The 17,470-nt window shown below is 72.7% G+C and carries 19 protein-coding genes; 12 read left to right on the top strand and 7 right to left on the bottom strand.

Features of this window, described 5'->3' with window-relative positions:
- Both AB0C17_RS27655 and AB0C17_RS27650 read left to right on the top strand, forming a co-directional pair.
- Positions 1-411 (top strand): non-reducing end alpha-L-arabinofuranosidase family hydrolase (locus AB0C17_RS27655; RefSeq protein ID WP_357481174.1); only part of this gene is annotated, 411 nt, incomplete at its 5' end.
- Positions 412-438: 27 nt separating this feature from the next.
- Complete coding sequence (locus tag AB0C17_RS27650) at positions 439-2,163, top strand: cellulose binding domain-containing protein (protein WP_357481171.1); 1,725 nt, start codon at positions 439-441, stop codon at positions 2,161-2,163.
- Between the two features lie 61 nt (positions 2,164-2,224).
- On the opposite strand, the gene AB0C17_RS27645 is transcribed toward AB0C17_RS27650, so the two are convergent.
- Positions 2,225-3,790: a pectate lyase gene (locus tag AB0C17_RS27645; protein WP_357481169.1), complete on the bottom strand. Its 1,566-nt coding sequence runs from the start codon at positions 3,788-3,790 to the stop codon at positions 2,225-2,227.
- A 319-nt stretch (positions 3,791-4,109) separates the two neighbouring features.
- Between AB0C17_RS27645 and AB0C17_RS27640 the strand changes: the two genes are divergently transcribed.
- On the top strand, positions 4,110-5,315 hold the full coding sequence (locus AB0C17_RS27640; protein WP_357384413.1) for a hypothetical protein: 1,206 nt from the start codon (positions 4,110-4,112) through the stop codon (positions 5,313-5,315).
- 72 nt (positions 5,316-5,387) lie between these two features.
- Here AB0C17_RS27640 and AB0C17_RS27635 read toward each other — a convergent pair whose 3' ends face one another.
- Positions 5,388-6,320 carry a DMT family transporter gene (locus AB0C17_RS27635; protein WP_357481166.1) on the bottom strand — a complete coding sequence of 311 codons (933 nt, stop codon included), beginning with the start codon at positions 6,318-6,320 and terminating at the stop codon, positions 5,388-5,390.
- 28 nt (positions 6,321-6,348) lie between these two features.
- Between AB0C17_RS27635 and AB0C17_RS27630 the strand changes: the two genes are divergently transcribed.
- Positions 6,349-7,740 carry a PLP-dependent aminotransferase family protein gene (locus AB0C17_RS27630; RefSeq protein WP_357384409.1) on the top strand — a complete coding sequence of 464 codons (1,392 nt, stop codon included), beginning with the start codon at positions 6,349-6,351 and terminating at the stop codon, positions 7,738-7,740.
- A 238-nt stretch (positions 7,741-7,978) separates the two neighbouring features.
- Here the strand turns inward: AB0C17_RS27630 and AB0C17_RS27625 are convergent, their stop codons facing one another.
- The 4 genes from AB0C17_RS27625 to AB0C17_RS27610 all read right to left on the bottom strand — a co-directional run bounded on the left by AB0C17_RS27625 (position 7,979) and on the right by AB0C17_RS27610 (position 11,510).
- Positions 7,979-8,788 (bottom strand): SigB/SigF/SigG family RNA polymerase sigma factor, encoded by an 810-nt coding sequence (locus AB0C17_RS27625; RefSeq protein WP_357384407.1) that lies wholly within the window; start codon positions 8,786-8,788, stop codon positions 7,979-7,981.
- A gap of 141 nt (positions 8,789-8,929) precedes the next feature.
- Entirely contained in the window at positions 8,930-9,493 is a 564-nt protein-coding gene (locus AB0C17_RS27620) for a GerMN domain-containing protein (protein ID WP_357473470.1), read from the bottom strand.
- Entirely contained in the window at positions 9,490-10,839 is a 1,350-nt protein-coding gene (locus AB0C17_RS27615) for a HAMP domain-containing sensor histidine kinase (protein ID WP_357384403.1), read from the bottom strand. Before AB0C17_RS27615 ends, AB0C17_RS27620 begins: the two co-directional genes overlap by 4 nt.
- Positions 10,836-11,510 carry a response regulator transcription factor gene (locus AB0C17_RS27610; RefSeq protein ID WP_357384401.1) on the bottom strand — a complete coding sequence of 225 codons (675 nt, stop codon included), beginning with the start codon at positions 11,508-11,510 and terminating at the stop codon, positions 10,836-10,838. Before AB0C17_RS27610 ends, AB0C17_RS27615 begins: the two co-directional genes overlap by 4 nt.
- Before the next feature lie 149 nt (positions 11,511-11,659).
- On the opposite strand from AB0C17_RS27610, the gene AB0C17_RS27605 reads away from it, so the two are divergent.
- The 5 genes from AB0C17_RS27605 (at position 11,660) to AB0C17_RS27585 (ending at position 14,775) form a co-directional block, all read left to right on the top strand.
- Entirely contained in the window at positions 11,660-12,025 is a 366-nt protein-coding gene (locus AB0C17_RS27605; protein ID WP_357384399.1) for an STAS domain-containing protein, read from the top strand.
- A gap of 9 nt (positions 12,026-12,034) precedes the next feature.
- A complete protein-coding gene (locus AB0C17_RS27600) occupies positions 12,035-12,349 on the top strand; it encodes a hypothetical protein (protein ID WP_357384397.1) in 315 nt (104 codons plus the stop codon).
- Positions 12,346-12,912, top strand: coding sequence for an STAS domain-containing protein (locus AB0C17_RS27595; protein ID WP_357481163.1), 567 nt, complete (start codon positions 12,346-12,348; stop codon positions 12,910-12,912). The genes AB0C17_RS27600 and AB0C17_RS27595 overlap by 4 nt, the downstream gene beginning before the upstream one ends.
- Positions 12,912-13,196, top strand: a complete 285-nt coding sequence (locus AB0C17_RS27590; protein ID WP_357384654.1) for a BON domain-containing protein — start codon at positions 12,912-12,914, stop codon at positions 13,194-13,196. The genes AB0C17_RS27595 and AB0C17_RS27590 overlap by 1 nt, the downstream gene beginning before the upstream one ends.
- A 139-nt stretch (positions 13,197-13,335) precedes the next feature.
- The gene (locus AB0C17_RS27585; RefSeq protein WP_357384652.1) at positions 13,336-14,775 is read left to right on the top strand and encodes a cellulase family glycosylhydrolase; all 1,440 of its coding nucleotides are present in this window, start codon (positions 13,336-13,338) and stop codon (positions 14,773-14,775) included.
- 43 nt (positions 14,776-14,818) lie between these two features.
- Here the strand turns inward: AB0C17_RS27585 and AB0C17_RS27580 are convergent, their stop codons facing one another.
- Positions 14,819-15,721: a diiron oxygenase gene (locus AB0C17_RS27580; protein ID WP_357384393.1), complete on the bottom strand. Its 903-nt coding sequence runs from the start codon at positions 15,719-15,721 to the stop codon at positions 14,819-14,821.
- A 48-nt stretch (positions 15,722-15,769) separates the two neighbouring features.
- Between AB0C17_RS27580 and AB0C17_RS27575 the strand changes: the two genes are divergently transcribed.
- From AB0C17_RS27575 to AB0C17_RS27565, 3 genes are read left to right on the top strand one after another with little or no spacing between them, the layout of a single operon-like run.
- Positions 15,770-16,486: a TetR family transcriptional regulator gene (locus AB0C17_RS27575; RefSeq protein ID WP_357481161.1), complete on the top strand. Its 717-nt coding sequence runs from the start codon at positions 15,770-15,772 to the stop codon at positions 16,484-16,486.
- Positions 16,483-16,752, top strand: a complete 270-nt coding sequence (locus tag AB0C17_RS27570) for a DUF4873 domain-containing protein (protein WP_357384389.1) — start codon at positions 16,483-16,485, stop codon at positions 16,750-16,752. The genes AB0C17_RS27575 and AB0C17_RS27570 overlap by 4 nt, the downstream gene beginning before the upstream one ends.
- A gap of 21 nt (positions 16,753-16,773) precedes the next feature.
- A complete protein-coding gene (locus AB0C17_RS27565) occupies positions 16,774-17,412 on the top strand; it encodes a YdcF family protein (RefSeq protein ID WP_357481158.1) in 639 nt (212 codons plus the stop codon).
- Positions 17,413-17,470 lie beyond the last annotated feature (58 nt).

Genomic DNA, 17,470 nt, shown 5'->3' with positions numbered 1-17,470 from the left:
TTCCCCGGCAGCTTCGGCTCGAACTACACCACCATCATGTCGGACTCGACGAACAACCTGTTCGAGGCCGTGCAGGTCTACAAGCTCCAGGGCCAGACCCGCTACCTCATGATCGTCGAGGCGATCGGCTCGCAGGGCCGCTACTTCCGCTCGTTCACCGCCACCAGCCTGAACGGATCCTGGACCCCCCAGGCGGCCACCGAGTCCAACCCGTTCGCCGGCAAGGCCAACAGCGGCGCCACCTGGACCAACGACATCAGCCACGGTGAGCTCATCCGCACCACCGCGGACCAGACCTTCACCGTCGACCCCTGCAACCTCCAACTGCTCTACCAGGGCCGCTCCCCCAACTCCGGCGGCGACTACGGCCTCCTGCCCTACCGCCCCGGACTGCTCACCCTCCAGCGCTGAGCCGGACCGTCCAGGAAGGAAGGTCGCATGAGAAGGCACAGAACGACCCGTACCGCGGTGTTGTCGGCCGGCGCGGTCCTGCTGGCGTCCACCGCGATGGCCGCGGCGCTGCCGGCCGGAGCGGCGGCCGCCGGCTGCGCGGTCACCTACGCCGTGTCGTCGCAGTGGCAGGGCGGCTTCGGCGCGAACGTCACAGTCACCAACCTCGGCGACCCGGTAAACGGCTGGACGCTCACCTGGTCCTACGCCGCCGGGCAGACGGTCACACAGGCGTGGAACGCCACGGTGACGCAGAGCGGAGCGGCTGTCACCGCCCGCAACGTCGACTACAACGGGTCCATCCCCACCAACGGCAACACGTCGTTCGGCTTCAACGGGTCCTGGACCAGCAGCAACCCCGTGCCGACGAGCTTCGCGCTCAACGGGGTGACCTGCACCGGCGGCACCACGACACCGACCACGTCGCCGTCGACCTCTCCGACGAGTTCGCCGACCACCTCGCCCAGCACCCCGCCGCCCACCGGGGCGGCGGACATCACCGTCAACACCGCCAGCCGCTACCAGACGATCGACGGGTTCGGCGCCGCGGTGTCGATCTGGGGCGGCGCGTGGTCGACGGCCGAGACGCAGACGCTCGTCGGGCTCGGCCCCAACCAGCTCGGCCTGTCGATCGTGCGTACCGGGATCTCGCCGGTGTCCGGCGAGTGGGGAACCCAGGTCAGCGCGCTGCGGACGGCGAAGTCGTACGGGTCGAACGTGAAGATCATGGCGTCGCCGTGGACCGCCCCGGCGGCCTGGAAGACGAACAACAGCCGGATCAACGGCGGCAAGCTGCGCACCGACTACTACGACGACTACGCAGGCCACCTCAACAGCTACGTGCAGTACATGCGCAACCAGGGCGTGACGATCGACGTCACGTCCGTGCAGAACGAGCCGGACTGGCACCCGAACTACGACTCGATGGACTGGAGCGGCACCGAGCTGCAGACCTTCGTGCGGGAGCAGGGCGCCAAGGTGCAGAACACGAAGCTGATGGTCGCCGAGGCGGTGAACCTCAACTACGGCTACACCGACCCGACGCTCAACGACGCAGCGGCCCGCAACAACATCGGCTACATCGGCGGGCACCTCTACGGCACCGAGGCGTCCGGCCGGCTGAAGCCGTACACGCTGGCGCAGCAGTACAACAAGCCGGTGTGGATGACCGAGTGGAACCTGCACGAGGCCGACGGCGGCGGCTCGAACATCTGGGGCAACCCGGCAAACGCCACGGTCTGGAACGAGACGCTCGACGACATCATGCGCACCGTGCACAAGTCGATGGAGTCGAACTGGAGCGCGTACGTCTGGTGGTACGGCAAGCGCTACTACTCGTTCATCGGTGACGGGGAGTCCGCGTACGGCACGGTGGCGGGTGCGCCGCTCAAGCGCGGGTACGCGTTCTCGCAGTACGCGAAGTACGTGCGGCCCGGCTACCAGCGGGTCGCCCTGACCAAGAGCTCCAAGGCGTCCCCGCTGGAGGTGACCGCCTACTCCGGCGACGGGAAGGTCACGCTGGTGATCCTCAACCGGTCCACCAGCGCGGTGAACAACGCGATCATCCAGGCGCCGCAGAACGTCAGCCGGGCGGAGTACGTGGCCACGTCGCAGAACGCGAGCGCGGCGAGCCAGCCGGTCGGCGTGAACGGCAACCAGGTGACCGTGAACGTCGGCGCGCGGAGCATCTCCACAGTCGTACTCACTCTCTGACCGGGGACACGGAACAAGGGCGGGGGCGGCCGGATCGGCCGCCCCCGCTCGTGTGTGACTACTAACTGGCGTACGTCTCGAACTCGCCGACTCTCGGCGTACCGCTGGAGCTGTTGATCTTGAAGTTGATCTTCTTCAGCGAGGTCGCGCCGAAGGTGATCTGGCCGGCCCCGCTGCCAGAGGCGAGCACCGCGCCGTTGTCGTTGTTGACGAGCTGCCACGACCCGATCGAACCCGAGGTGCCGGACGGCTCACGGATGACCACGCGGGACACGGTGGTGGCCGAGCCCCACTTGATCGAGACGGTGCCGGTCGACCCGGACGGCGACCAGTACGTGCTCAGGTTGCCGTCGCGCACGTTGCCGTAGCTGGTGCCGTCGGCCTTGCTGGAACCGTCCGCGCCGGCACCGGAGACGAGGCTCAGGTTGGTCCCGCCGGACGGGGGCGGCGTGGTCGTTCCCGGCGGCGGCGTGGTCGGCGCCGGGGTGGTCGGCCCCGGCGTGGTCGGGGCCGGGGACTGCGGCGTGCAGTTGCCGTCGGAGACGCGCAGGCCGGTGTTGGCGCCGGCGGTCTGCCGCACGATGTCCGGCACGCAGCTCGCCCCGTCGAGCCGGTACGAGTACGGGACGCTCACAGTGGTCGTGGACGTCACGTTCGGACCCGCCGGGTAGTTGTCACTGCCGGGCGAGGACCAGGTCACGTTGTCGAAGATGTTGCCGCTGACCTGCCAGGTGCCGCGCTCGCTGGTGTAGAACGTGCCGAGCACGTCCTTGGAGTTGCGGAAGTAGTTGTTGTCCACCTTGGCCCGCGCGCCGGCCCGGGAGTTGATGCCCGACTCGTGCAGCCCGTTGTAGTGGTTGTTGTACATGTGGGCGATGCCGCCGCGCAGCAACGGCGTACGGGAGTCGATGTTCTCGTACAGGTTGTGCTCGAACGTGATGTAGCCGTTGCCGCGGTCGCTCTCACTGGATCCGATCAGGCCACCCCGGCCGGAGTTGCGCAGGATGCTGTACGACAGCGTCACGTACTGGGTGTCGTCCTTCATGTCGAACAGGCCGTCGTAGCCCTCCGACTCGCCACCGGACGCCTCCAGCGTGACGTGGTCGACCCACACGTTGCGGACGGTGCTCTCCATGCCGATCGCGTCGCCGCCGTTGGAGGTCGGCGAGCCCGACTTCTTGACGTTGCGCACCGTGACGTTGCGGATGATGATGTTGCGCGAGTCGCGGATGTGGATGCCGAGCTGGTCGAAGACGGCGCCGCTGCCCACCCCGATGAGGGTGACGTTGCTGATCTGCTTCAGCTCGATCACGCCGTCGGCGGTGTTGCAGCTCGATCCGGAGACCTTGCTGGTGTTGCCGTGGTTGATGGTCCCGGTCACCTCGATGGTGATCGGGGTGCTGCTGCTGGCCCGGTTGCACAGCGCCGCGTGGATCGCGGTGCCGGTGGTGGCGCGTACGGTCTGGCCGCCCGCGCCGCCGGTGGTGCCGCCGTTCTGGGTGGCGTAGCCGGTGGCGCTGCCCGCCGCCGCCGACGCCTGCGGGGACGGCATCACCACGGCGACGGCGATACCGACGACCGCCGTTGCCAGTGCCGCGTGGAGTCGCAGCGTGACTGTTCTTCTCATGTCGCCTCATTCCTTTTTCGAGCATGCGGGAATCGCCGCCGAGCAGCGGCAGTCACCGAATGGGAATAATGAGGAGCCGCGACGCGATCAGGCGCGCCGCCAGCGAATGTGGTTCATCTGCGATGCCCGGCCCGCACATGAAACATCGATGTAACGCAATCGTATGAAAGCGCTTTCCAGGAAGGCAAGAGCTGGCGTTTGCAGGTTTTTTGCACCGCCCGGCCGCGCCGCCTTCTTGACGGGACGCGCGATCGGTGGTTGCCTGCACCTCACCCTGGAGATCGACACTCGTCTACTTACTGCCCTCACGAGGAGCGCCATGCCCCATCCCCGCAGAACCCCGCTGGCCGCGGCCGCCGGCGCGCTCGCCGCCGTCCTGGCCGTCTCCCCGGCGCCCGCCGCACCCCCGGCGGAACCCACGGCCACCGGCAGCGCGTGGACCGCCGACCTCACCGTCGTCGACGCCGACGACGTCGGCGTCCGCTGGACCGACGCCGGACTGCGCCTCGCCGACACGGCGAGCCGGCCGGCAGCCCAGCGCCGGCCGACGGCCGGGGGCATGCTCGTCACCGCGCCCCACCCACTCGCCGCGCCGGCCAACCGGGTCCGGGCCGACGTCGAGGCGACCCCCGGCGGCGCCGTCGAGGTGGCGGCACGGGGCTGGCGATCGGGCGCGTGGACCGAGTGGCGGTCCCTCTCCGGCGCCGCCGTCTTCGACCAGCCCGTCACCCGGGTGCAGATCCGGGTGGCCCTCACCGCCGAGCGGCCGACCGCCGCGCCCACCGTGCGCGCGGTCCGGCTCGTCGCCGACTCGGTCGCCGCCGTCACGGCCGCCACCCCGGGCCTCACCTACCGGGTGTACGCCACGCGGGAGGGGCTGGTCGGCGGCACCACCGCCAACGGGCACGTGATCGTCTCGCGGGACCACTTCGTCGCGCTGCCGTCGGCCCGTGGCCTGGCGCCGAGGAACACCGGCGACTACACCGTCCGGGTCTGCACCACGACCCGCAGCCGCTGCGAGTACGCGCCGGTCTGGGACATGGGGCCATGGAACACGAAGGACGACTACTGGAACCCGAGCAGTGTCCGCGAGTCGTGGAAGGACCTGCCGCAGGGCCGGCCCGAGGCGCAGGCGGCGTACCAGAGCGGCTACAACGGAGGCCGGGACCAGTTCGGGCGCGTGGTGGGCAGCCCGGCCGGCATCGACCTCGCCGACGGCACGTTCTGGGACGGACTGCTGCTCACCGACAACGCCTGGGTCGACGTCGCCTACCTCTGGACCGGCAGCGGCACCCGGGGCCGGATCGGCAGCGGCCCGCTCAACATCCGCTCCGGCCCGGCCACGAGCAACCCCGTCGTCGGGCTGGCCGCCACCTACGCCAACGTGCCGATCGAGTGCTCGGTCACCGGCCAGTCGGTGAGCGGGCCGTACCGGACGACCAGCCAGTGGAACCGACTCGCGTCAGGTCACTTCGTCAGCCACGCGTACGTCTCCAGCGTGACCGGCGCCATCCCGGCCTGCTGAGGCGGGGTCCGGGCTGGGAGTCGGTCCGCGACGGCGTCGCTCACGACGGGGCTGGCGGCTGCACCTGAACCGCTACGCCGCCTTGTTCACCGACGCCTGATGACCCGCTGTCACGCCCGGCGCCGCGCCGCCCCGGGTGCGCTGGATGAGCACGACGCAGGCGAGCACCGCACCCGCCACCACCAGCTCGCCGGGCGTGACCGCCTCACCCAGCAGCACTGCCGACCACACCAGCGTGAGCACCGGCTGGACGAGCTGGATCTGGCCGACCTTGGCAATCCCGCCCCGGGCCAGCCCGGCGTACCAGGCGAAGAAGCCGAGGAACATCGACACCACTGTGAGGTAGCCGAATCCGGTCCAGGCGGCGACGCCGCCCTGCGGGCGGTGCAGGAGCGCGGCAATCCCGGTGACCGGCACGGTGACCGGGAGCGACAGCAGCAACGCCCAGCAGATCGTCCGGGCACCGCCGAGTTCGCGGGCCAGCCTGCCGCCCTCGGCGTACCCGAGACCGCAGAGCACCACGGCGGCGAGCAGGAACGCGTCGGCCGGTGACAGCGCGCCGCGGATCGAGCCGCCGGCGGCGAGGAACGCGAGCACCAGCGCCAGGCCGGCCGCGCCTGCGAGCCAGAACAGCGGCGGCGGCCTCTCCCCGGCCCGCAGCACCGCGAACACCGCGGTCATGGCGGGCAGCACGGTGACGACCACCGCGCCGTGCGCGGAGGTCTGCGTGGTGAGCGCGAGCGACGTGAACAGCGGGAAGCCGACGACGACGCCGAGCGCGACGATCGACAGCCGTCGCCACTGGTCCCGGGTGGGGCGCGGCGCACCGGTCAGGCGCAGGTAGGCCCACGCCAGCAGCGCCGCGCCGACCGCGCGTCCGAACGCGACGAACCAGGGGTCGAGTGTGTGCACCGCGACGCGGGTGGCCGGCAGCGACATGCTGAAGGCCAGCACCCCCAGCGTGCCGAGGGCGACCCCGCCGCCCGGCCTGACCGTTACCGTCATCACGGCAGTAGCGCTACTCTGTTCCTTCATGAATGATGGTAGCGCTATCGACCACCTCGTCCGGCACCTGGGTGCGCTGGCGGCATCCGCCGCCCCGGGCACGCGGCTGCCGTCCGTGCGGGAGCTGACCGCGCGCCATCACGTCTCCCCCGTGACAGTCGCCGAGGCGACCCGGCGGCTCGTCGCGGACGGGTTGATCGAGACGCGGCCGGGGCGTGGCGCGTTCGTGGCCGCCCGGCGCACCGGGCCGCAGCGGGCGGACCTGTCGTGGCAGACGGTCGCGCTGGGCCCGAGGCGGGGCGGCGAGGAGGAGATGCAGGCGCTGCTGGCCCTACCTCCGGCGGGCGCGATCCCGCTGACCGGTGGCTACCTGGACCCGGATCTCCAGCCCGCCGCCGCACTCGGCGCGGCGCTCGCCCGTGCCGCCCGCCAGCCCGCCACGTGGCAGCGCGGCCCGGTGGAGGGGCGGGCGGACCTGCGAGCCTGGTTCGCCCGCGAATCCGGTGGCGGCCTGCGCGCCGAGGACATGGTGATCTGCCCGGGCGGGCAGGCCGCGCTCTCGTCGACCCTGCGGGCACTCACCACGCCCGGCGACACGCTTCTGGTCGAGTCCCCCACCTACCTCGGCGCGCTCGCCGCCGCCCGCGCGGCCGGGCTGCGGGTGGTGCCCGTACCCGCCGACTCCGACGGGGTACGGCCCGACCAGCTCGCCGCCGCGTTCGCCCGCACCGGCGCGCGGGTGTTCTACTGCCAGCCGCTGCACGCCAACCCGCACGGCGCGACGCTCGCGCCGGCCCGCCGCGACCAGGTCGCCGAGGCGGTACGCGAGGCCGGCGCGTTCCTGATCGAGGACGACTACGCCCGCGACCTCACCGTCGACGGCGAGGCCCCGCCGCCGCTCGCCGCCGACGACCCGGACGGGCACGTCGTCTACCTGCGGTCGCTGACCAAGCCGGCCGCGCCCGGCCTGCGGATCGCCGCGCTCGGCGCGCGCGGGCCGGCCGGGGCGCGGCTGCGCGCCGCCCGCCTGCTCGACGACCTCTTCGTCGCCGGGCCGCTGCAACAGGCCGCGCTGGAGTTCCTCACCGCGCCGGCGTGGGACCGGCACCGCCGTACCCTGCGCCGGGAGTTGCGGGCCCGGCGGGAGGCGCTGCTCGCCGCGCTGGACCGGCACCTGCCGGCACTGGCGCCGCGCGACGTCCCCCGCGGTGGCCTGCACCTGTGGGTACGCCTGCCCGACGGCGTCGACGACGTCGCGGTGACGGCGGCGGCCGCCGCGGCCGGGGTCACCGTCTTCCCGGGGCGCCCCTGGTACGCGGCCGAACCCCCCGCCCCGCACCTGCGCCTCACCTACGCCGCCGCCCCACCCGAACAGATGGACGAAGCCGTCCGCCGTCTGTCCACAGCCCTCCCCCACTGACCCTCGCCCCCGCGATCTTGCACTTTCGGCCCCGGCAGAGGGAACAATCCCGACAAAAATAGGGCCGAAAGTGCAAGATCAACGCAGAGTCCGCCGGCCGGGGTCAGGACTGCGCGGATCTTGGTACGGGGCCGCCCTCATGGGGGCGCTTCCGTACCAAGATCTACAGAGGGTCCGGAGTGGGTGCACACGACTCGACCCCCGCCGGGTGGCCGGCGGGGGTCGTGGTCGGGGTGGATCAGGCCTCGGTGAGCTGGCCACGCAGCTTGGTCAGCGCGCGGGCGAGCAGCCGGGACACGTGCATCTGGGAGACACCGACCCGGGCGGCGATCTCGCTCTGGGTCAGGTTGCCGTAGAAGCGCAGCGTGAGGATCTTCTGCTCGCGCTCGTCGAGGGTGGCGAGCGCCGGGCCCAGCGAGGCGCGCAGCTCGGCCAGCTCGTACTCGTTGTCCTCGGCGCCGAGGGTGTCGCCCAGCTCGGTGGCGCTGTCGCCGTCGCCGATCGGGGTGGACAGCGAGACCGCGTTGTACGCGCGGGCGCCCTCCAGGCCCTCGAGGACCTCTTCCTCGGTGACGTCGAGGTGGGCGGCGATGTCGGCGACGGTCGGGGCCCGGTTGAGCGTCTGGGTCAGCGTGCTGTTGGCCTCGGAGATGCGCAGCCGCAGCTCCTGGAGGCGGCGCGGGACCCGGATGTTCCAGGTGCGGTCGCGGAAGTGCCGCTTGATCTCGCCCAGGATCGTCGGGATGGCGAAGCCGGCGAAGTCGACACCGCGCGAGGCGTCGAACCGGTCGACTGCCTTGATCAGGCCGAGCGCCGCGGTCTGCGCCAGGTCGCCGGCGGGCTCGCCGCGACCGCTGTAGCGGGCGGCGAGGTGGTTGGCCAGCGGCAGCCACGCCTCGATGACCTGGTTGCGCAGGGCGGCCCGCTGCGGGTGGTCGGCGGGCAGTGCGGCGAGCGCCGTGATCAGCTCGCTGGCACGGGACTCCTCACCGGTCTGCGGCGCGCGGTGCACCTCGGTCGCGGTCGATGCCATGGTCATCGTGGTCATGCTGCCCTTCCTGTCCTCGGAGAACGGGTGGCCTCCCACACCGGTCGTGCCAGCCACACTAGACCAAAGGCCACAGCCAAATCAACCGAACGGACGATGGAGATTTCGTGCCAATGCGGACATAGGGTCGATCAGGGTGCGTCAGCGGGGCATCAGCGGCCGGTAGTCGGCGGCGGTGAGCGGCAGCGCGGAGAGGCTTCCGTCCGCGCGCGGCACCTCCAGCGGCTGCCCGTCCCGGCGGAACACCACGCTGTACACGTCGGGCCGTTGAGTGAGGCTGCACACGATCTGCCCGAAGGCGAGCACCTCGTCGTTGCGGCCGGTCTCCTCCCCCGCCTGGCGCACGTCGACGGTGGCCAGCGTGCCGGCGAGCGTCGCCCCGGCCACCGCCACGGTGCCCGGAAGCGCCGTGCTCAGCCCTTGCCGGCGCTCGCCGCCGTCCGGCCCGGCCAGCAGGTGCTGAAGGTGCGCGTCCACCCCCGGCAGCCCGTCGACCCGGCGCTTGACCACGACCAGGCCGTCGTCCCGGACGAAGCAGAACGGCTCGTCCACCCGCCCGTCCGCGTCGACGGTCGAGGAAACGGCCGGGGTCGGGAACGCACCGGGCGGCGTCTGCACCAGCCGGGGCTCGTCGTCCACCGGCACCCCGCAGCCGGCCAGCAGCACGGCCACGAGCAGGCCGGGCAGGAGCCGCCGCCGGCTCATCGCAGCGCTCCGGGCAGCTCCACGCGGAAGCGCGCGCCGGGCTCGCGGTCCAGCACGGCGGCCGTTCCCCCGTGCGCGGCGGCGTGCTGCGCCACCAGGGCGAGCCCGAGGCCGGTGCCGTCGGTGCCGGCCCGGTCGTGCGCCGCCCGGCCCCTGACGAACCGGTCGAAGATGATCTCGCGGTCGGCGGGTGGCACGCCCGGACCGGCGTCGTCGACCTCCAGCACGCCCACGCCGTCGCGCCCGCCCAGGCGTACGGCGACCGGCCCGCCGCCGTACCGCTCGGCGTTCTCGACGAGGTTCAGCAGTGTCTGGGCGAACCGGCGCCGGTCGACCCACCACAGGTGCGGGGCGTCGCCGTCGACAGTCACCAGGCTCTCCGGCAGCGACCGCTCCCGGCAGCAGGCCCGGGCCAGCTCCACCACGTCGACCGTCTCGCGGTGGGCCGGCTGCTCGGTGCGGGCCAGCTGGATCAGGTCGTCGACCAGGCGCTGGAACCGGGTTACCTCGTCGGCCACCAGGCCCGCCGCGGTCGCGGTGCGTTCGTCCTGGTGCTCCCGGCGGCGGTTGAGCACGCTCGCGGCGGCGGACAGGGTCTGCAACGGCGAGCGCAGCTCGTGGCTCACGTCGGCGGCGAAGCGCCGGTCTCGCTCGATGCGGTGCACCAGCTTGTCGACCATCTCGTTGAACGAGCTGGACAGGCGGGTGAGGTCGGGATCGGTGGTCGGGTCGAGCCGGGTGGCGAAATCGCCGCCCGCGATCCGCTCCGCCGCGTCGGCCACCGCGGTGAGCGGCCGCAGGCTGTGCCGGGTGGCGTACCAGCCGAGCGCCGCGCCCGCCCCGGCGACCATGATCGCCACGGCGATCAGCGCCAGCCCCACCACCTGGAAGGTCTCCTCGACCTCCCGCAGCGAGGTCAGCTCGTAGTAGCCGAGCGCGCCGGGCAGCGGTACGCCGACCAGCAGCGCGGGCTGACCGTCGAGCCGGATCCGCTGCACCGCGGGCTTGCCGTCGGCCACCATGCGCTGCAACTCCGGCGGCACCGAGCTGGCGCCCACGTCGGCGGTCCGGGCGTACCAGCCGTCGGGCAGGTGCAGCAGCGGCCGGCGGGCGCTGCCGGTGTCGAGCGAGCGCAGCACCGCCACCACGTCCGGGGTGCCGGTGTCCAGGCCGGAGCGGACCACGGCGGCGTCGTAGTAGGCGGCCCGCACCGCCGCGCGCTCCCGCTCGTCGAGCAGCGAGCGCCGGGTCAGGTCGTACGAGAAGAGGGCCATCAGCGCCGACAGCAGCAACGCGCCGACGGCGAACGCCGCGGTGACCCGGGCGCGGAGTCCGGGACGGGTCATCGCTGCAGCTTGTAGCCGAGACCGCGCAGGGTGACCAGGTGGCGCGGATTGGCCGGGTCGGGTTCGATCTTCTGCCGCAGCCGGCCCACGTGCACGTCGACCAGCCGCTCGTCGCCGGTCTCGTAGCCCCAGACCCGGCTGAGCAACTGCTGGCGCGACAGCACCCGCCCGGCGTGCTCGGCCAGCTCGCAGAGCAGCCGGAACTCGGTCCGGGTGACCGGCACCGGCTGGCCCGAGCGCCGCACCTCGCCGGCCTCCGCGCTGATCTCCAGGTCGCCGAAGAACTGGGCGGGGACGGGTCCGGACACCGTGCGTACGCGCCGCCGCAGCGCCCGCAGCCGGGCGGACAGCTCCTTGATCGCGACCGGCTTCACCACGTAGTCGTCGGCGCCGGCCTCCAGCGCGGCGACGATGTCGTGGGTGTCGTCGCGGGCGCTGATCACCACGACCGGCACGTCGTCGTCGCGGCGCAGTTGCCGGATGCAGTCGAAGCCGTTCATGCCGGGCAGCATCAGGTCGACGAGCACGTAGTCCGCCGGCTTCTCCCGCTGCCGGCGCAGGCCGTCCTCGGCGGTCGGCTCGCCGTACGCCTCGTAGCCCTCCTCCTCCAGGGCGAGCTGCAGCGCGAGCCGGATGCGGTCGTCGTCCTCGATCACCAGTACGGCCGTCATATGGGCATCATGACCGGCCCCGCACGGGTCGCCCAATCGCGTAGGCCATTCGTGGTTTTTGTCATCGAACCGTCATACAACCGTCCGGGGACCTCCAAGATCCGCGCGCAGAGTGAGGTCTGCCCCGATCCGACCACGGAAGCGACGCGATGCCCGCCACCCTGCCGTCCCCGCCGGAGTCCGCCGTGCCGCACGTGCGCGTGGACATCACCGACGAGTTGGACCTCGCCGGGCTGCCCGAGGTCGCCCACGTGCTGGACCGCATCCTCGCGCTGCGGCCCCGCGAGCTGACGATCGACCTCGCCGGATGCCGGCATGTGGACCCGGCCGCCGTCGCGCTGCTGCTGGACGTGCACCGCCGGCTGGCGCGGCAGGACGGCCGGCTCACGCTGAGCAATCCACACCCGCGGATCCGGCGCATCCTGGAGACCTCCGGGCTCGGTGCGGTACCCGTCGTCGACACGCCCCGTCCGGCCGCGCGCGGCCGGGCCCGGGTCGCGTCCGCAGCACGCTGAGGAGGATAGGTGACCGGCAGCACGCTCGTCGGAGCGCTCGTGGTGGGCCTGGCCGTCGGCGGGTTGGGACGCCTCGTCCTGCCCGGGCGCAAGGCCGTCCCGGTCTGGCTGACGCTCGCGCTCGGCGTGGCGGCCGCACTGCTCGGCGCGATCGTGGTCGGGCTGGTTGATCACCGCACCGGCGGCTCGACGCTGCTGCCGCTGATGGTCGAGATCGGCTTCGCCGCCGTGGCGGTCGTGCTCGCGGTGGTGGCCGCCGGCCGGTCGGAGGCCGAGGGGCAGACGCCGCCCGCGCCGGGTGGCCGGCGAAAGGAGGAGGTGTGACTGTCGTACCCGCGGACCACCTGATGATGCTCATCTGTGACGGCTGCGGCGACAGCGTCACCGGCACGGGCGCCACACTGCCCGACGCCGAGGTGGTGTGGACGCTGGTGTTCGAGCACGACTGGGTCGGCTCCCCGTTCGCGTCCGGACCGCACCACTGCCCCCGGTGCAGCACCCGGGCGGCCATCGCCGACGACGGCCTGGGCCTGGACGAGCTGGAACAGGTCGCCGGCACACCGGCCGCCCACGACGTCGACCCGGCCGCGACGGTACGCCGTGCCCTCGCCGAGCGCTCCGTCCGCGACGACCTGGAGCTGGTCGACCTGTCCGGGCTGGAGGTGATCGACTCCGCCGGGCTCAGCCTGCTGGTGCGCGCGCACCAGGACGCCCGGCGCGACGGCCGGCGGCTGGGCCTGCTGTCGCCGTCGCGGTTCGTGCTCACCGTGCTGCACACCATGCGGCTCGACGGCGTCTTCACAGTCGTCGACGGCCGCGTCCCGGCACCGGGGCCCGCGTCCCGCCGGCCGGTCCTGACCGAACAGAAGGAGCCCTCCCCGTGGTGATGCCCTGGCCGTACCCCGAGTTCCCGTTCACCGGCGGCGGGCCGGATCCCGACGACGCGGACACCCGGCTCGCGTCGCTCGTCGCGCAGCGGCTCAGCGCCGACTGGACCACCCGGCGGCAGCAGATCACCGTGACCGTGCAGAACCGGGTGGTCATCCTCGCCGGCCTGGTGGCCGACCCGGCGACGCGTCTGGTCGCCGCCGAGCTGGCCTGGGACGTGCCGGGCGTGTTCGACGTCTGCAACGCGCTGCGGCTCTACGGCGGGCGGCGCGGCGGCCGCTGAGCCGCGGTGGTTGCACGCATCGGCGTCCACCTCTACGCTCTGCCGTGGGAGCGCTCCCCCAGGCCGCCACGTCGAGCTTTCCGGGCAGGTTCACGACGGGCACCGTCCGATCACCATCCAGACGATGGGACCTTCCCGTATGTTCTCGATTCCCCGCCCGTCCCGGCGGCACCTGCTCGTCGGCGGCGCGGTAGGCGCGCTCGCCCTGGCGGCGACCGCGGTGCTGCCGTCGACGAACGCGATGGCGGCAACCGGCTGCGCCGTCACCTACACCACCAACTCGTGGCCCGGCGGCTTCACCGCCGGCGTCACGGTGCGCAACCTCGGCGACCCGGTGAGCAACTGGACGCTGGGCTTCACCTTCCCCGACGGCGGCCAGCGGGTCGTGCAGGGCTGGTCGGCCACCTGGCAGCAGAGCGGCCCGGCGGTCACCGCGCGCAGCCTGGACTACAACGGCGCGCTCGGCACCGGCGCGAGCACCACAGTCGGCTTCAACGGCTCGTGGACCGGGTCGAACCCGAGCCCCACGTCGTTCACGCTCAACGGCACGGCCTGCACCGGCGGCACGAGCACGCCGCCACCGGCGACCACTCCCCCGCCCACGACCCCGCCGCCCACGACGCCACCGCCGCCGACCGGCACCACGCCGGTCGCGATCAACGGCCAGTTGCGGGTCTGCGGCGTCAACCTCTGCAACCAGTACGGACGGCCGATCCAGCTGCGCGGCATGAGCACGCACGGCCTCCAGTGGTTCGCCAACTGCTACACCGACGCCTCGCTCGACGTGCTGGCGAACGACTGGCGTGCCGACCTGCTGCGCATCTCGATGTACGTGCAGGAGCAGGGCTACGAGACCAACCCGGCCGGCTTCACCAACCAGGTGAACTCGCTCGTGGACAAGGCCGAGGCCCGGGGCATGTACGCGCTTATCGACTTCCACACGCTGACGCCCGGCGACCCGACGTACAACCTGGACCGGGCCAAGACGTTCTTCGCCAACGTGTCGGCGCGCAACGCCGCGAAGAAGAACGTGATCTACGAGATCACCAACGAACCGAACGGGGTCAGCTGGTCGACCATCCGCAACTACGCCGAGCAGGTCATCCCGGTGATCCGGGCGAACGACCCGGACGCGGTGGTCATCGTCGGCACGCGCGGCTGGTCCTCGCTCGGCGTCTCCGACGGCGCCAACTCCGACGAGATCGTCGACAACCCGGTGCGGGCGCAGAACATCATGTACACGTTCCACTTCTACGCCGCGTCGCACAAGGACAACTACCGCAACGAGGTGCAGCGGGCGGCGAGCCGGCTCCCGCTGTTCGTCACCGAGTTCGGCACCGTCACTTACACCGGTGACGGCGCCGTCGACACCGCCAGCAGCAACGCCTGGCTCGACCTGCTCGACCGGTTGAAGATCAGCTACGCCAACTGGACGTTCTCGGACGCCCCCGAGGGCTCGGCGGCGCTGCGGCCGGGCACCTGCGCGTCCGGCTCGTTCGGCGGGACGTCGGTGCTCACCGAGTCCGGCGCGTACATGCGCGACCGGATCCGTACCCCGGACAACTTCCCCACCTCCTGACCGGGCGGCCGGCGGCGGTCCTTCCCCTTCGGGTCGCCGCCGGTCAGCCCTCCACCAGCCCGGCCCGGCGCCACAGCACCCGGCCCGGCCCGGCGACGAGTCCCAGCTCGGTCAGGTGGTCGGCGATTCGCTGCGCGGACCAGCGCAGCGTGGCCCGCCAGTGCGGGTTGGCCCGCGCCGCGGCCCGGCCGGCCGCCGGGTCGATCCCGACCGCCGCGTACGCCCGCGGGTGCACCAGCCGCCGCGTGATCGAGTACGCGGCCCGGCCGATCACCAGACGCGCGTACGCGAGCGCCACCGGCCCGGCGGCCTCGACCTGCCGGGTCAGCTCGTCACGGGCGAATCGCACGTGCCGCGCCTCCTCCACCACGTGGATGCGTGACACCATGCGGATCAGCGGCTGCAACGACTCGTCGGCCATGATCTCGCGCTGGAACGAGTCGAGGATCTCCTCGGCGATCAGGATGGCCGCGTACATCTGCGGGCCCGCGGCTGTGGACTTGAGCCAGCGTCCGAGCAGGTGGTCGAACGGCTCGGCGCGGTAGACCGGGGCGCCGGTCGCCTCGATGAGCCGGCCGAACATGATGGAGTGCCGGCACTCGTCGGCGACCTCGGTGAGCGCGTACTGGGCGTGCCGGCTGGTCGGGTCGGCGTCGTAGTACTGCCGGATCAGCATCTGCATGAGGATCGTCTCGAACCAGATCCCGGCGCTGGCCGCGCTGGCGACCTCGTGCTTGGTCAGCTCGACCCGCTGGCCCTCGGTGAGGCCGTCCCACAGCGCGGTGCCGTAGAGGCTGCTGCGCGACGGCGGCAGCCAGTACGCGCCGGGCACCGGCGGCGCCGACCAGTCGATGTCGACCACGGGGTCGTAGCTGGTGCGCACCGAGGCGGAGAGCAGTCGATCGGCGACCGCCTCGCGGGGGAATCCGGCCGTCGTCCGCTCCATGACCCCTCCATATTGACGTAACTTCGAGTAACTGTTACGAGTGGTAGCATGCGACGCACCACCACCGATGTCAATGGCCCCGACTCCGCCGGGGAGCCGGCCGCGCCCCGCCCCGGCGGGCGGCGCGACCGCTGGGCCGACCACCGCGAACAGCGGCGGCAGGAACTGATCGCGGCCGCCGTGCAGGCGCTGCTGCGGCACGGCCCGACCGTCGACATGGACCAGGTCGCCGCCACCGCCGGGGTCAGCAAACCGGTGCTCTACCGCTACTTCGCCGACAAGGCCCAGCTCTGGCTCGCGGTCAGCGAGGTGGTCGCGGAACGCGTGGTGGCCGCCATCGCGCCCGCCGTGGAGCAGGTACGCGAGGAGCGGGCGCTGGTCGAGGCGACAATCGACGCGTACCTGAGCGTGGTGGAGTTCGAGCCCTCGCTCTACCGGTTCCTCGTGCACGAGTCCGGGCACCCCGGCATCCAGCAGGTGGTCACCGGCACCAGCCGGCAGGTCGCGACCGGGCTGGCCCGGGTCATCGGCGACCGGCTGCGCGCGCTCGGCCTCGACGCCGGCCCGGCCGAGCCGTGGGCGTACGGGCTGGTCGGGTTCGTCCAGGCGGTCGGCGACTGGTGGACCACGCACGGGCAGCCGATCCACCGGGCCGCGCTCACCGAATACCTGACCACGCTGCTGTGGAGCGGCATCGAGGGGGTCCGGCGCGGCGCGGACCTGCCGCCGGAGCTGACCCGCGCGCACGAACGGATCGACAGATGACGTGGGAGGGCACGGCCGAGATCGCCGGCACCACGGTACGGCTGCACGCCGGTGGACGGTTCGAGCCGGTCGACGGTCGCTACCACTGGGCCGGGCGGGTGGAGCCGGAGCCGCGCCTGGTCCGGCTGCTGCGCTCCGGCCGCCGCGACGTGGAGGTCCGGATCGGCGAACGGGCCACCCGGGCCCGGCTGACCGAGGTGGACCCGTGGGGCGGCGTCCGCATCACCGGCGTCGGCACGCCGCCCTGGCCGCCGGACGACGAGTGATCCGCGCCGTACCGTGAAGGGATGACGCCTCCCGCCACAGTGCTGCTGGTCTTCGGCCGTGGAGTGGTGACCGGCGACGGCGGCTACCGGCTCACCGCGGAGAGCGTCGCGCGCACCGAGGCCGCGGTGGCCTACGTCCGGGCACACGCCGAGGCGTTCCGGCGCGCGCCGGACGCGCGGGTGGTGTTCACCGGCGGCTGGCCGCACGGCCCGACCGGCACGCCGGCCCCGCCGCCCGGCTTCCGCGAGGCCGAGCTGATGCGGGCGCTGGCGCGCGAGGCCGGGCTCGACGCGTACGCCCGGTCGGCGGCCGAGACCCGCTCCCGCACCACTGTGCAGAACCTGGCGCACACCGTCCAGGACGGGTTGCTGGGCGGGGCGGAGTTCACCGCGCGGCGCCCGCTCGGGCTGGTCTCCCACCCGTGGCACCTGCCGCGCGTCCGGCTGCTCGCCGCGCGCGTGCTCGGCCTGTCCGGCCCGGCGCTGACCGACGTGCCGGTGACCGCGCCCGATCCGGTGCCCGTGCGGCGGGAGCGGGCCGCCCGGGCGTTCAGCCGGATCGGCTTCCTGGGTGTGCGTACCCCGGAGGCGTCGCTGCGCCGCGAGCGGGCGCTGACCCGCGCCGCCGACCGGATCGGACGCCTCACACCCCGACGGTGATTCACGCGAGCACGCCAGGGGTACGACCGTCCTCGATCGACCCGGCGGGCCGTGCCGG

It is taken from the genome of Micromonospora sp. NPDC048887 (assembly GCF_040649715.1).
In the GTDB taxonomy this organism is placed as follows: domain Bacteria; phylum Actinomycetota; class Actinomycetes; order Mycobacteriales; family Micromonosporaceae; genus Micromonospora.
This window is presented reverse-complemented; position numbering and strand designations above follow the sequence as displayed.

Excerpts from the sequence above, each read along its gene's own strand:
- AB0C17_RS27610 (WP_357384401.1), bottom strand. The coding sequence starts at position 11,510 with ATGACGGCCGTACTGGTGATCGAGGACGACGACCGCATCCGGCTCGCG.
- AB0C17_RS27575 (WP_357481161.1), top strand. The coding sequence starts at position 15,770 with ATGCGACGCACCACCACCGATGTCAATGGCCCCGACTCCGCCGGGGAG.
- AB0C17_RS27565 (WP_357481158.1), top strand. The coding sequence starts at position 16,774 with ATGACGCCTCCCGCCACAGTGCTGCTGGTCTTCGGCCGTGGAGTGGTG.
- AB0C17_RS27570 (WP_357384389.1), top strand. The coding sequence starts at position 16,483 with ATGACGTGGGAGGGCACGGCCGAGATCGCCGGCACCACGGTACGGCTG.
- AB0C17_RS27580 (WP_357384393.1), bottom strand. The coding sequence starts at position 15,721 with ATGGAGCGGACGACGGCCGGATTCCCCCGCGAGGCGGTCGCCGATCGA.
- AB0C17_RS27585 (WP_357384652.1), top strand. The coding sequence starts at position 13,336 with ATGTTCTCGATTCCCCGCCCGTCCCGGCGGCACCTGCTCGTCGGCGGC.
- AB0C17_RS27640 (WP_357384413.1), top strand. The coding sequence starts at position 4,110 with ATGCCCCATCCCCGCAGAACCCCGCTGGCCGCGGCCGCCGGCGCGCTC.
- AB0C17_RS27620 (WP_357473470.1), bottom strand. The coding sequence starts at position 9,493 with ATGAGCCGGCGGCGGCTCCTGCCCGGCCTGCTCGTGGCCGTGCTGCTG.
- AB0C17_RS27605 (WP_357384399.1), top strand. The coding sequence starts at position 11,660 with ATGCCCGCCACCCTGCCGTCCCCGCCGGAGTCCGCCGTGCCGCACGTG.
- AB0C17_RS27635 (WP_357481166.1), bottom strand. The coding sequence starts at position 6,320 with ATGACGGTAACGGTCAGGCCGGGCGGCGGGGTCGCCCTCGGCACGCTG.
- AB0C17_RS27615 (WP_357384403.1), bottom strand. The coding sequence starts at position 10,839 with ATGACCCGTCCCGGACTCCGCGCCCGGGTCACCGCGGCGTTCGCCGTC.
- AB0C17_RS27625 (WP_357384407.1), bottom strand. The coding sequence starts at position 8,788 with ATGACCACGATGACCATGGCATCGACCGCGACCGAGGTGCACCGCGCG.
- AB0C17_RS27645 (WP_357481169.1), bottom strand. The coding sequence starts at position 3,790 with ATGAGAAGAACAGTCACGCTGCGACTCCACGCGGCACTGGCAACGGCG.
- AB0C17_RS27590 (WP_357384654.1), top strand. The coding sequence starts at position 12,912 with ATGCCCTGGCCGTACCCCGAGTTCCCGTTCACCGGCGGCGGGCCGGAT.
- AB0C17_RS27650 (WP_357481171.1), top strand. The coding sequence starts at position 439 with ATGAGAAGGCACAGAACGACCCGTACCGCGGTGTTGTCGGCCGGCGCG.
- AB0C17_RS27630 (WP_357384409.1), top strand. The coding sequence starts at position 6,349 with ATGAATGATGGTAGCGCTATCGACCACCTCGTCCGGCACCTGGGTGCG.